Origin of the sequence: Streptomyces sp. NBC_00158 (genome assembly GCF_045160885.1) — a bacterium.
Taxonomy (GTDB): Bacteria; Actinomycetota; Actinomycetes; order Streptomycetales; family Streptomycetaceae; genus Streptomyces.
The window spans coordinates 3284432-3297219 of record NZ_CP108161.1 but is presented as its reverse complement, the minus strand read 5'-3'; the positions used below and the strand labels follow the sequence as shown (position 1 = coordinate 3297219).

Annotated in this window: 12 protein-coding genes; 7 read left to right on the top strand and 5 right to left on the bottom strand. The window is 73.1% G+C overall.

Annotation, left to right across the window (positions count from 1 at the left end):
- Positions 1-488: 488 nt before the first annotated feature.
- Positions 489-1019, top strand: coding sequence for a heme-binding protein (locus tag OG553_RS15035; protein ID WP_405979482.1), 531 nt, complete (start codon positions 489-491; stop codon positions 1017-1019).
- Positions 1020-1048: 29 nt separating this feature from the next.
- Complete coding sequence (locus OG553_RS15030; RefSeq protein ID WP_405979481.1) at positions 1049-2452, top strand: M1 family metallopeptidase; 1404 nt, start codon at positions 1049-1051, stop codon at positions 2450-2452.
- Positions 2453-2566: 114 nt separating this feature from the next.
- On the opposite strand, the gene OG553_RS15025 is transcribed toward OG553_RS15030, so the two are convergent.
- Entirely contained in the window at positions 2567-3142 is a 576-nt protein-coding gene (locus OG553_RS15025) for a TerD family protein (RefSeq protein ID WP_125603209.1), read from the bottom strand.
- A 144-nt stretch (positions 3143-3286) separates the two neighbouring features.
- Here OG553_RS15025 and arfB point away from each other — a divergent pair, with 144 nt between their 5' ends.
- Positions 3287-3712 carry an alternative ribosome rescue aminoacyl-tRNA hydrolase ArfB gene (gene arfB, locus OG553_RS15020; RefSeq protein WP_405979480.1) on the top strand — a complete coding sequence of 142 codons (426 nt, stop codon included), beginning with the start codon at positions 3287-3289 and terminating at the stop codon, positions 3710-3712.
- Positions 3713-3740: 28 nt separating this feature from the next.
- Here the strand turns inward: arfB and OG553_RS15015 are convergent, their stop codons facing one another.
- Positions 3741-4313: a flavin reductase family protein gene (locus OG553_RS15015; protein ID WP_405979479.1), complete on the bottom strand. Its 573-nt coding sequence runs from the start codon at positions 4311-4313 to the stop codon at positions 3741-3743.
- 303 nt (positions 4314-4616) lie between these two features.
- Here OG553_RS15015 and cdgB point away from each other — a divergent pair, with 303 nt between their 5' ends.
- Together cdgB and OG553_RS15005 are read left to right on the top strand one after the other, a co-directional pair.
- Positions 4617-6368, top strand: coding sequence for a diguanylate cyclase CdgB (gene cdgB, locus OG553_RS15010; RefSeq protein ID WP_405979478.1), 1752 nt, complete (start codon positions 4617-4619; stop codon positions 6366-6368).
- Between the two features lie 68 nt (positions 6369-6436).
- Positions 6437-7477 carry a CBM35 domain-containing protein gene (locus OG553_RS15005; RefSeq protein WP_405979477.1) on the top strand — a complete coding sequence of 347 codons (1041 nt, stop codon included), beginning with the start codon at positions 6437-6439 and terminating at the stop codon, positions 7475-7477.
- A 113-nt stretch (positions 7478-7590) separates the two neighbouring features.
- Here the strand turns inward: OG553_RS15005 and OG553_RS15000 are convergent, their stop codons facing one another.
- The 3 genes from OG553_RS15000 to OG553_RS14990 all read right to left on the bottom strand — a co-directional run bounded on the left by OG553_RS15000 (position 7591) and on the right by OG553_RS14990 (position 10704).
- Positions 7591-8517 (bottom strand): 1-phosphofructokinase family hexose kinase, encoded by a 927-nt coding sequence (locus tag OG553_RS15000; RefSeq protein WP_405979476.1) that lies wholly within the window; start codon positions 8515-8517, stop codon positions 7591-7593.
- Between the two features lie 103 nt (positions 8518-8620).
- The gene (gene nagA, locus OG553_RS14995) at positions 8621-9772 is read right to left on the bottom strand and encodes an N-acetylglucosamine-6-phosphate deacetylase (RefSeq protein ID WP_405979475.1); all 1152 of its coding nucleotides are present in this window, start codon (positions 9770-9772) and stop codon (positions 8621-8623) included.
- A complete protein-coding gene (locus OG553_RS14990; RefSeq protein WP_405983042.1) occupies positions 9772-10704 on the bottom strand; it encodes an ROK family protein in 933 nt (310 codons plus the stop codon). Before OG553_RS14990 ends, nagA begins: the two co-directional genes overlap by 1 nt.
- Before the next feature lie 225 nt (positions 10705-10929).
- Between OG553_RS14990 and OG553_RS14985 the strand changes: the two genes are divergently transcribed.
- Positions 10930-12219 (top strand): extracellular solute-binding protein, encoded by a 1290-nt coding sequence (locus tag OG553_RS14985; RefSeq protein WP_405983041.1) that lies wholly within the window; start codon positions 10930-10932, stop codon positions 12217-12219.
- A gap of 44 nt (positions 12220-12263) precedes the next feature.
- Positions 12264-12545, top strand: coding sequence for a DUF3263 domain-containing protein (locus OG553_RS14980; RefSeq protein ID WP_405979474.1), 282 nt, complete (start codon positions 12264-12266; stop codon positions 12543-12545).
- The last annotated feature ends 243 nt before the right edge of the window (positions 12546-12788 follow it).

Sequence of the window (12788 nt, the reverse complement as noted above, 5' to 3'; positions counted from 1 at the left end):
AGGGCGCGGGTGTCGGACGTGGTCGCGGGGTGCCGGGTCACGGCGTGGCTCCTGGGGAGGGGGTGGTGGTATCCATACTGCCTTTGCCCTGGCCGGGCGGTTGCGGGTGAGGGCGTTGCGCTGGCCGGGCGGGGTCCGGCGCCGCGGGTGCCGCTGCGCGGGGCCGGTTCCCCTACCCGCCCTTCGCCCGTTCCCAGGGGCTCCGCCCCTGACCCCGTCGCCACAAACGCCGGCGGGGCTATAAGTAGCCCCGCCGGCGTTTGAGGCGCGGGGGTGCGGGGGCGGAGCCCCCGCAAGGGGTCCGGGCGCGGCCCGGGGGACGGCCCCCGACCAGCAAAACGGGCGGCCAGCCCCACCGCATCGACCGATCGGATGACCCCCGCGTCAACCGGTGCGGTCGCCGGCCCCAGCCGGTACGGCGACGGGTCGGGGCGGGCGGCGGGGCGAGTCTTGGAGGGAGCCAAGCCGACGTCCCAACAGGAGCTGACATGAACACCCGCACCCGCGTTCTCACCGGTACCGCCCTCGCCGTCGTCCTCGGCGCCGGGACCTTCGGAGCCGTCAGCGCCAGCGCCACCCCCGCCGCGCCGGCCAAGAAGGACTCGGACAAGAACTTCACCACCTCCACGCACCTCACCATCGGTGCCGCCACCCGCGCCGCGCAGGCCGCGCTGGAGGCCGCCGAGAAGGAGAACCAGAAGGTCACCGTCGCCGTCGTCGACCGCAACGGCAACACCGTCGTCACCCTCCGCGGCGACGGTGCGGGCCCGCAGTCCTACGAGTCGGCGCAGCGCAAGGCCTTCACCGCCGTGTCCTGGAACGCCCCGACCTCCGTCCTCGCGGGCCGCCTCGCGCAGGCCCCGAACCTGAAGGACATCCCCGGCACCCTCTTCCTCGGCGGCGGCGCCCCCGTCCAGGCGAACGGCGCCCCGGTCGCCGGCATCGGCGTGGCAGGCGCCCCGAGCGGCGACCTGGACGAGAAGTTCGCCAAGGCCGGCGTGGAGTCCCTGCAGAAGTGAGTTCCGGCTCCGCTCCTTAGGATCGGGGCGTGGAACTCAAGCGCCTGGCCGTCCCCGCCGTCACCGCCCTGCTCGTCCTCGCGACGGGATGTACGGGCGCGACGGTGCAGGGGCGGCCCGGTGCGTCCGGGCTGCGGGACCCGTTCTTCCCCCGGGCGGGCAACGGCGGCTACCAGGTCGAGCACTACGCGCTCGACCTCGCGTACGACCCCGCCGACGGGCAGCTGCACGGCACGGCCGTCATCACCGCCCGCGCCGAGCAGGGGCTCAGCTCCTTCAACCTCGACCTGAGCGGGCTGAAGGTCGAGGGCGTGGACGTGCAGGGCGCGGGGGCCCGGTACAACCGGACCGGCAACGAGCTGACGGTGCGCCCGGCCAAGGACCTGAAGAAGGGCGAGGTCTTCCGTACGACGGTGGACTACACCGGGCGGCCGAAGCCGGTCGTCGATCCGGACGGCTCGCACGAGGGGTGGATCACCACCGAGGACGGTGCGGTCGCCGTCGGCGAGCCGGTCGGCTCGATGGGCTGGTTCCCCGGCAACCACCACCCGAGCGACAAGGCCTCGTACGACGTGACGGTCACCGTGCCGGACGGGTACGAGGCGGTGTCCAACGGGCGGCTGCGCTCCCGCCGGGCGGTGGAGGGCGGGCGGACCGAGTTCGCGTGGCACAGCCCGGAGCCGATGGCGAGCTACCTGGCGACCGTCGCCATCGGCAGGTTCGAGGTGACCACCGGGCGGACCCCCTCGGGGGTCGAGGTGTACGACGCCGTCGCCCCCGCCGAGGCCGCGGGCAGCGAGCCGGCGCTGAAGCGGCTGCCGGAGATCGTGGAGTGGGCCAGCGGCAAGTTCGGCCCGTACCCCTTCGGGACCGCCGGGTCGATCGTGATGCCCGCGCGGACCCTCGCGTACGCGCTGGAGACGCAGACCAAGCCGGTCTACTCCGGTGCGCCCGACGAGGAGCTCGTGCTGCACGAGCTGGCCCACCAGTGGTTCGGGAACTCGGTCTCGCCGAAGTCCTGGAAGGACATGTGGCTGAACGAGGGATTCGCCACGTACACGGAGTGGCTGTGGTCCGAGGACCACGGCGGGGTGGGCGCGCAGCGTCGTTTCGAGGCGTTCCTGGCCGGTGACACCTCGGTCGACGACCAGGCCGGCGGGGACTGGGCCGCGTTCCCGCCCGCCTCTCCGCCCGGTGCCGCTCACGTCTCCGACTCGCCCGTGTACTACCGGGGTGCGATGGTCCTGCACCGGATCCGGCAGGAGGTGGGGGACGAGAAGTTCTTCGACCTGCTGCGCGGCTGGGCCGCCGACCACCGGTACGGCAACGCGAGCACCGCGGACTTCACGGCGTACGCGCAGCGGCGTACGGGCCACGACCTGAAGAAGGTGTGGGACGTGTGGCTGTACGGGGAGGGCCGCCCCAGGGCGTAGGCCGGGGCCCCGAGGCGCAGGCCGGGTGGCGGGAGTGGTGCCGGACGGGGGGGCAAGCCGAAGCCCCCTCCCGGGCGTGGCCGGGCAGGGGGCTTCGGGTTGGTGGGACGCGGGTCAGACGTTGACGCCGAAGTCCTGGGCGATGCCGACGAGGCCCGAGGCGTAGCCCTGGCCGACCGCGCGGAACTTCCACTCGGCGCCGTTGCGGTAGAGCTCGCCGAAGACCATGGCGGTCTCGGTGGCGGCGTCCTCGGAGAGGTCGTAGCGGGCGATCTCGGCGCCGCCGGCCTGGTTCACGACGCGGATGTAGGCGTTGCGGACCTGGCCGAAGTTCTGGCTGCGGTTCTCGGCGTCGTAGATCGAGACCGGGAAGACGATCTTGTCGACGTCGGCGGGCAGGCCCGCGAGGTTGACGTTGATGGCCTCGTCGTCGCCGGCGCCCGCACCCGTGCGGTTGTCGCCGGTGTGGACGATGGTCTGGTCCGGGGTGGACTTGTTGTTGAAGAAGACGAAGTGGCCGTCGGAGACGACCTTGCCCATCGCGTTGACCGCGATGGCCGAGGCGTCGAGGTCGAAGTCGACACCGGTCGTCGTGCGCACGTCCCAGCCGAGGCCGACCGTGACGGCGCTGAGGCCCGGGGCCTCCTTCGAGAGCGAGACGTTGCCGCCCTTGGACAGGCTTACTGCCATTTTGACTGGTGTCCTTCCTCGACGGTTGACCGCGATATGGGGTCAAGTTACCGCTGCCCTTCATAACGCGGCGAGGGGGCGCGGAGGTTCCAGGACCCGGAAATGGGGGTGACGGGGGCGCGGGCGGGGGCCGATCATAGGGCCATGCCTGGTCCTCATGTCATCCGCGGTTCGGTCGTGCTCCCCGAGGCGGAGCTCGCCTGGCGGTTCTCGCGTTCCTCGGGGCCGGGCGGGCAGCACGTCAACACCTCCGACTCGCGCGTGGAGCTGCTGTTCGACCTGGCGGCTACCAAGGCGCTGCCGGACGTGTGGAAGGAACGGGCGCTGGAGCGGCTCGCGTCGCGGCTGGTGGACGGGGTGGTGACGGTACGGGCCTCCGAGCACCGCTCGCAGCTGCGCAACCGGGAGATGGCGCTGGTCCGGCTGGCCTCGCTGCTGGCGGAGGCCACGACCCCGCCGCCGAAGCCGCGCCGGGCGACGAAGATCCCGCGGGGCATCAACGAGCGCCGCCTGCGGGAGAAGAAGGCCCGCGGCGAGACCAAGCGGAACCGCAGCTCGCGCGACTGGTAGCCGCGGTCCGCGGTACGCGCCCGGGGTCCTACGGGGCCAGGTGGCGGTAGCGGCCGCGGAAGTACGTCAGCGGCGGGGCGTCCGGGACCGGCAGGCCGGCGCCGAGGACGCGGCCGACGACGAGGGTGTGGTCGCCGGCGGTGACGCGGGACTCGGTGCGGCACTCCAGGGTGGCCAGCGCGCCCGTCAGCAGCGGCGCGCCGGACAGGGCGCCGCGTACGTACGGCAGCCCCTCGAACAGCAGCCGGTCGCTGATCCGGTTCTTCATCGAGAACCGGGACGCCACCTGGAGCTGGCTGTCCGCGAGGAGGGACACAGCCCACAGCGGCTGCTCGGCGAGCAGGTCGTCCATCCGGGAGCCCTCGCGCACGCTGACCAGGACGAGCGGCGGGTCGAGGGAGACCGACATGAACGCGGTGGCCGTCATGCCGACGTCCTCGCCGCGCGGTCCGTCGGCGCTCAGGGGCGGTTCCTGCGCGGTGATCAGGCACACGCCCGCCGCCAGCCGGGACATGGCGGCCCGGAACTCGTCGTTGCTCACCCCCTCAGGATGCGGGGTGGTGAGCACGGGGGCCGGGTCTGCGGGGGTCGTCTTGGGCACGTACCGAACGCTAGTCCCGTCCCCGTGCGGCGCACATCGGGCCCTGGTCCGAGCCGCGTCCCCGCCCCGCGGACTAGGTCGCCGCGTATCGTTTGCTGCCGGGAAGGAGGGGGAGCGCTCCCACTCCGCGGCCCTCTCCCAGCACGCCCTTGTTCATCTCATGTGACTTGAGTCACAGAGGGCAAGATTTGTTGACCCTGTGTACCTGCCGCACAGCTCACTGTGATTCAGTGGACGGGACACCGCAACGAAACGCCGATGACAAACCTGGAGTTGCTGTCGAGGTCTCGGGGAGAGCGAGCAATGGAGACCGAGTCGGAGCCGTACGTCCGTCTTGCGACCCTGCGGCAGCTGCACCAGGTGGTGGCCGAGCTCAACACGGCCCGGAGCCTGGCCGACACCCTGCAGACCGTCGTCGACGGCATCGTCCGCGGACTCGGCTACGAGCTCGCCTGTGTCAACCTCGTACGCCCCGACGGGGACCTCGTCGTGGCCGCCTTCGCAGGTGACTCCGCCGCCGAAGCCCTCATCACCGGCCGCGTCGGCTCCCGCGCCGCCTGGGAACGCCGCCTGACCATGGGCGAGGACTGGGACGGCCTGCGTTTCATCCCGCACACCGAGGGCTGGGTCCTGATGGAGGACGACGTCCCCCAATGGCACACCGACGGCCCCGATCCGCGCTTCCTGGACGAGTGGCACCCCGAGGACCGCCTCTACGCCCCCATGTACGCGACCGGCGGGGAACTTCTGGGTGTCATTTCGGTGGACAGGCCGCGCAACGGACGCCGCCCGGGCGCCTGGGGACGTGAAGCGCTCCAGATGTACGCCTTCCAGGCGGCCATTGCGATCAGCAACGCGAGACTGCGCGCGAACATGCAGCGCGCCCTCGTCCGGCTGGAACGCGAGCAGCAGGCGCTGCGGGCCAGCGAAGAGTCGTTCCGGCAGGCCTTCGAGTACGCGCCCAGCGGCATGGCCATCGCCGAGATGGGCGGCGACCAGCACGGCCGGCTGCTGCGCACCAACGACGCCCTCTGCCGCCTGCTCGGCCGGCCCGCCTCCGTACTGCGCCGCTACTCCTTCTCCGACCTCGTCCACCCCGAGGACATCGGCACCCTGCTGCGCACCTCCGCCGAGGGCGGCCGCGCCGAACTGCGCCTCGGGCGGCGCGACGGCACGTACGTATGGGTCTCGCTGCGCAACTCGGTGGTCGCCGACGCCGCCGACGGCCCCCGCTTCCTGCTCACGCACGTCGAGGACATCGAGGAACGCAAGCGCCACGAGCTCCAGCTCGCCCACCGCGCCAGCCACGACTCCCTCACCGGCCTGCCCAACAGCGCCGAACTGCGCTCCCGGCTCGGCGCCCGCCTCTGCCGCCGCCCCCAGTCCGTACGGGCCAGCGCGGTCGAGGCCCTCGACGCGGCGTACGAGGGCCGCCCCGAGGCGGGTGGTGCCGGCGAGCACGGCTTTCCACCCGACGGACAGCCCCACGCGCCGCACGCGCCGCACCACGGCTACGACGCCGGCTACCCCGCCGCCCCCGCCCCCGGGCAGGCCGCCGACGCCTTCGACTTCCCCGGCGCCTTCCCGGGCAGCCCGGACGGCCCGTACGACCACCACGTGCACACGGTGGCCCCCGCCACGGACGTCGACGACGGCACCAAGGGGCTCGCGGTGCTCTTCTGCGACCTCGACGGCTTCAAGTCGATCAACGACCGGTTCGGCCACCACACCGGCGACGCCGTCCTCATCGAGGTGGCCCGGCGCCTGACGACGTGCGTCAGGGACGGTGACACCGTCGCCCGGCTGGGTGGTGACGAGTTCGTCGTCCTCGCCGACGGCCTGGGCGCAGCCGACGCCGCCGACCTCGCCGTCCGGCTGCGCAACGCGATCATCCCGCCGATCCGGGTCGACGGCCGCGCGGTACGGGTGGGAGCGAGTTTCGGCATCGGCTGGGCCAGCTGCGGAATGTCCGCGGACGAGGTGCTGCGCTCCGCCGACCAGCGGATGTACATCGAGAAGAGGTCCCGCTCCAAGGCGCACCGGCGGGCCGGCTGAGGCCGTGCGCCACCCGTGTGCGCACGTGTTCGGGGTAGGCTCCCGTGGGTCGAAAGGAGTGACCTGCGATGACGACGCCCGCGAACAACGGCCCGCACGGTGGGGCGAACCAGCCCGGGGACGATGACCCGTTCGGCTACCTCTACGCGGACGGCCAGGCCGCCGGAGCCACCCCGCCCGGTCAGGGCGGCGGATACGGCTACCCCGGCCCGACGGCCGGCGGACCGCCCGGCGCGCAGCCCGGCGTCCCCCGGACCTCGTACAACCAGGTGCGCACGGTCGGCGAGCGGACGTACGGCGGCCAGCGCGGCGCCGTCCCGCAGCAGCAGCCCCCGCAGGCCTACCAGGCCCAGTACCAGGCCCCCGAAGCCCTCCAGGCGGGCGGCTACGGCGTCCCGCAGCAGCCGTCCGCGCAGACGACGAGCATGCAGCCCCAGCCGGGCCGCGGCGGCGGTCGCGGCAGCAGCCGCGGCGGTGGCTCCAGCCGCCGGGGCATGCTGATCGCGGCGGTCGCGGTGGTGGCGGCCGTCGCCATCGGCATCGGCGCGGCCGTGGTCTTCGGCAAGGACAAGGACAAGGGCGACAAGAACCAGGCGACCGGCCCGACCCAGGCGGCGCAGCCCTCGACGAAGGCCGAGCCGGAGCCGAGCGGTTCCCCGGAGCCCTCGAAGAGCCCGCTGCCCAAGGGCGAGGCGGCCGGTGCCGGCATGGCCCTCACCGGTGGGGCGACGCTGCAGAACAGCGTCTCCGGCTCCAAGAGCTCGGGCGGCCAGTACGTCGGCAACTTCAACCAGACGGGCGCCGCGCTGACCTGGACGGCCGAGCTGCCCGAAGCCGGCGACTACACGCTGAACGTCAACTACGCGGTGCCGGGCAAGGACGCGAAGGTCACGCTGACGATCAACGGGCAGACCCCCACGCAGTCCCTGAACCTCGCCAACTTCTCCAAGGCCGAGGCGGGCGCCTGGGACAAGGGCTGGACCCGGACCTACGCCTTCGTCACCCTCAAGAAGGGCACGAACACGATGAAGATCTCGTGCGAGGCCGGCAACCAGTGCGATGCCATATTCGATCAGCTGCGGCTCACCTCCGGCTGGGCCAAGGGCTGACGGCCGGAAGGACGGCGGCGGACGCGGCGGACGCGGCGGACGCGGCCGACGCGGCGGAAGCCACGAGGGGGAGACGCACCGGGTGCGTCTCCCCCTCGGCCGTTCCCGCGCGCCTACGGGGAGGGCAGCGCCACGGCCCTGACCTGCGGGGCGATCTCCTCGTACGTGCGCGGGTCGAAGTCCCCCGCCGTCGGGGCGTGCACGGTGGCCGCGGAGAGGGCCACCGCACGGACCAGGCGCTCGGGCCAGTCCAGGCCCCGGGTCAGGGCCGAGAGCAGGCCCGCCACCGCCGAGTCGCCCGCGCCGGTGGGGTTCCCGCGCAGCGGGCGGGGCGGGGCCGCCTCCCAGGTGCCGTCGGGGGTGGCGGCGAGCAGGCCGGCGGGGCCGAGGGAGGTCACCACCGCCTGGGCGCCCCTGCGGCGGGCGTCGCGGGTGGCGGGGAGCGGGTCCCGGGCGCCGGTCAGCTCCGCCAGCTCGGCCGCGTTCGGCTTGATGATGTCCGGCCGGGCGGCGACCCCGCGGCGCAGGGCCTCGCCGCTGGTGTCGAGCAGCACGGGCAGTCCGGCCGCGCGGGCCGCCCGCACGAGGACCGCGTACGCCCCGACCGGCACCCCCGGCGGCAGGCTGCCGCACAGGGCCACCGCGCGGGCACGGGTGAGGAGTTCGGCGTACCGCTCCAGGAAGGCGGCCCACTCGGCCGCGGAGATCTGCGGGCCCGGCTCGTTGAACTGGGTGGTGTCGCCGGTGCTCTCGTCGACGACGGCAAGGGTGCGCCGGGTGGTGCCCGCGCAGGGGACGAGGGCGTCGGTCACCCCGGGTGCGCCGGCGAGGAGTTCGCGCACGGTCCGGCCGGCGGGGCCGCCCGCGAAGCCCGTCGCCGTTACCTCCTCGCCGAGCGCGCCGAGCACCCGGGCCACGTTCAGGCCCTTCCCGCCCGCGCGTTCGGTGACGGCGGTGACCCGGTGGGAGGTGTGCGGCAGCATGCGCGGCACCCGGTGGGTGACGTCGAGCGCGGTGTTGAGCGTCACGGTGAGGATCATGGCCAGCCCCGGTCTTGGTGTGTGCCGGGATCATGCCAAATCGAGGGCGGTCGGCCCAGTCCCGTGGGCGGACCGCCCCCTTTGCGCCGTATGAAAGGCCGGTTCAGCCCAGCGGGCTGACGATCCATTCGCCGCGCCGCATGACGCCCTTCACGTCGAACGCGGCGTCGAGGACCACCAGGTCGGCGTACTTGCCGGGCTCCAGCGAGCCGACCTCGTCGTAGAGGCCGAGCAGCTTGGCCGGGTTGGCGGAGATCGCCTGGACCACGGACTCGACGGGCAGCCGGTCCACCGTCACCGACCGCTTGAACGCGGTGTCCAGGGTCAGCGTGGAGCCGGCGATGGAGCCGCCCTCGACGAGCCGGGCGACGCCGTCCTTGACCTCCACCTCCAGCGGGCCGAGGTGGTAGGTGCCGTCGCCGAAGCCGGCCGCGTCCATGGCGTCGGTGATCAGTGCGACGCGGTGCGCGCCCGCGTGGTGGAAGGCCAGCTCCAGCATCGCCGGGTGCAGGTGGGTGCCGTCGTTGATCAGCTCGACGGTGACCCGTTCGTCCTCCAGCAGCGCCGCGATCGGGCCGGGCGCCCGGTGTTCCAGGCCGGGCATGGCGTTGTACAGGTGGGTGGCGACGGTCGCTCCGGCGTCGATGGCCTGGCGGGTCTGGTCGTACGTGGAGTCGGTGTGGCCGATCGCGGCGATGACCCCCTGCTCGGCGAGCAGCCGTACGGAGTCCAGGCCGCCGGGGAGTTCGGTGGCGAGGGTGACCATGCGGGCGGCGCCGTGCGCGGCGTCGACCAGTTTGCGGACCTCCGCCGGGTCGGGGTCGCGCAGCAGGTCGGCCTTGTGGGCGCCCTTGCGGCAGGGGTTGATGAAGGGGCCCTCGAAGTGGATGCCGGCGATCTCGCCCTGCTGGGTGAGCTCGGCGAGCAGTCCGGCGCGGCGGGCCAGTTCGTCCAGGTCGCCGGTGACGGTGGAGGCGACGAGGGTGGTGGTGCCGTGCTCGCGGTGGGTGCGTACGCCCTTGAGGACGTCCTCGGCGGTGCCGGAGGTGAAGGAGGCGCCGCCGCCGCCGTGGTTGTGCATGTCCACGAAGCCGGGGACGAGCCAGTGCCCGGACAGGTCGACGACGGTGGCGTCCTCGGGGGCGCTGCCCGCGATCCGGGCGCCGTCGACGATGACGCGGCCGCCCGCCACGGTCCCGGTGGGCAGCACCACCCTCGCGCCTGAGAGAACGGTGCTCTGTGCGCTTCCGGACATCAGGCAGGTACCTCCGTGGCGAGTAGGTCCCAGGCGAGGAGCCCTGCGCCCAGGCATCCGGCGGTGTCCCCGAGGGCAGCCGGAACGATCTCGGGCAGCCGCTGGAACGTCACGCGCTCCTCGACGGCCGTCCGCAGTGGTGTGAACAAGGTTTCCCCCGCCTCGGCGAGCCCGCCACCGATGATCAGCGTGCTCGGGTCCAGCAGGGTGATCGCGGTGACCAGGCCGTCGGCGAGGGCGCCGATGGCGGCCAGCCAGACCTCGCGGGCGGCCGCGTCGCCGGACTCGACGGCCTTGGCGCAGTCGGCGGCGTCGGCTTCGGGGTCGCCGGAGGCGGCGGCCCAGGCGCGGCTGACGGCGGAGGCGGAGGCGAGGGTCTCCAGGCAGCCGTGCTGGCCGCAGCCGCAGGCGGGCCCGCCGGGGCGGACCACGATGTGCCCGATCTCGCCCGCGTAGCCGTGGGCGCCGGCCTCGATGCGGCCGGCGATGCCGATGGCGCCGGCGATGCCGGTGCCGAGCGGGACGAAGAGGAAGCGCTGGGCGCCCAGGCCCGCGCCGATGCGGCCCTCGGCGAGTCCGCCCGTGCGGACGTCGTGGCCGAGGGCGACCGGGATCCCGCCGAGGCGGGCGGTGAGCAGGTCGCGCATCGGTACGTCCCGCCAGCCCAGGTTCGCCGCGTACACGGCGAGGCCGCGCTCGGCGTCGACGATGCCGGGGACGGCGACGCCGGCGGCCGAGGCGGGCGCGCCGAAGCGTTCCCGGCCGAGGTCGAGGAGCTCGGCGGCGAAGTCCAGGATCGTCTCGACGACGGCTTCGGGGCCCCGCTCGCGGCCGGTGGCGCGGCGTGCCTCGTGCAGCAGGGTTCCGTCCGCCCCGATCAGGGCGGCCTTGATCCCGGTGCCGCCCACATCGAGGGCGATGACGTGTTTCACGGGTTTCACAGCAGACAGTCTCGCGTGCTCGGCGGGGAAAGGTCTAGTCCATTGGAGGGGATTGTTGACCGGGCATACAAATCAGGACCGCCTTACGGACACAGTCCGGAAACAGTCCGCGGCACACCCCGTTCCGGATGTGGAGGAGCCGCCAAAGTGGTGTAGACCTTACGTCGGATCGTACGTACAACCAGGGGTGGATCAAGAACTGTGAAGGGCCGTTACCTGAGGCCGGCCGCGACCGGCGCCGCACTGTGCCTGGCCGTGGCGACACTGGCGGGCTGTGGAACCGTGTCCGGCCTCACCGGGGACAACGAGGTGACCCTCCGGGTCGTGGCGGCCGACTACGGGGACAATCCGCAGAACTCCTCCGCCGGCTACTGGAAGAACCTCGCCACCGCCTTCGAGAAGGACAACCCCGGCGTCCACGTCGAGGTCAGCGTCTACTCCTGGTCGGAGGTCGACGCCAAGGTCGCCGCGATGGTCAAGGCGGGCAAGGCCCCCGACATAGCCCAGATCGGCGCCTACGCCGACTACGCCGAAGCCGGCAAGCTCTACACCGCCGACGAACTGCTCTCCGTCACCACCGAGGCCGACTTCCTCGCCCCCCTCGCCGACGCGGGCAAGGTCAAGCGCGTCCAGTACGGAATGCCCTTCGTCGCCAGCACCCGGCTGCTCTTCTACAACACCAAGCTCCTCGGCGACGCCGGCATCATCCCCAAGGACGGCAACACCCCCTGGCAGCCCAAGAGCTGGGCGGACGTCGAAGCCGCCGCCAAGAAGCTCAAGGCCGCCAACGTCCCCACCCCCTTCGCGCTGCCCCTCGGCCGCGAGGAGGCCCAGGCCGAGACGATGATGTGGCTCCTCTCCGGAGGCGGCGGCTACACCGACAACGAGGAGGCGTACTCGATCGACTCCCCGGAGAACGTCAAGTCGCTGGAGTTCCTCCGCGACAAGATGGTCGGCCAGCAGCTCACCGGCCCCGTCGAACCGGGCAAGCTCGACCGCCAGACCGCCTTCGACGCCTTCACGCGCGGCGAGGTCGGCATGCTCAACGGCCACCCCACCCTGCTCAAGCAGGCCGCCGGCAAGGGCGTGAAGTTCGGCATGGTCGCCATGCCCACCATCGACGGCACCGACCACTCCACCATGGGCGTCGCCGACTGGGTCATGGCCTTCAAGAACGGCCACAAGAAGGAGTCCGGGAAGTTCCTGGACCACCTCTTCTCCGCGAAGAACGTGACCACCTTCACCAACCAGTACGACCTCCTCCCCGTCACCACCAGCGGCTACCGGGCCATGGCCAACAGCACGGGCGGCTCGGCCACCCAGCTGAAGACCTTCCTCACCGCCCTCCCCAACGCCCGGCTCTACCCGGTCGGCAAGAAGTCCTGGGCCGGGGTCAGCGAGGACGTCAAGCAGAACATCGGCAAGGCCGTCGCCCCCGGGGGACAGCCCGCCAAGGTCCTCGAAGAGATCGCCGTGGCCGCGCGCAAGGCCGACGGGGAGCGCTGACCCGTCCCCGACGGGGTGTCGGTGGGCGGCGTTAATCTGGCCGTATGACGGACGGCGGGCAGGCGGGTGACACGAGCGGCGCGGCGGCGGAGGCGGCCCCCGGGCCGCTGACCGCCGCCGAGGCCGCCGTACTCGCCTACGAGGGCCGCAGCTGGCCCGGCCCCGGCGCCAAGGAACGCGCGATACGCGAGGCCCTCGGACTCACCCCGGTCAGCTACTACCAGCTGCTCAACGCCCTCATGGACGACCCCCGAGCCCTCGCCCACGCCCCCGGCACCATCAACCGCCTCCGCCGCATCCGCGCGGCCCAGCGAGCCCGGCGGTAGCTCCGGGGCGGGCTTCGGGGCGGGGCCAGTGGTGCGCCGGGCCCGCATGAGCCGCCCCGCGCCCCCGCGGCCGCCCGATGCCCGACGCACCGGCCCCGGTCGGCCCGTGCCCTGGCCCGTGCGCCGCCCTGGTCGCCCGGTGGCCGGACGCCGGCACTGGCCGGGCCGGGCCGGGCCCGCATGAGCCCGCCTGGAGCGGCCTCCGCGAAGGCTGGGCGGGGCTCGCGCCACGCCGGTAGGGTC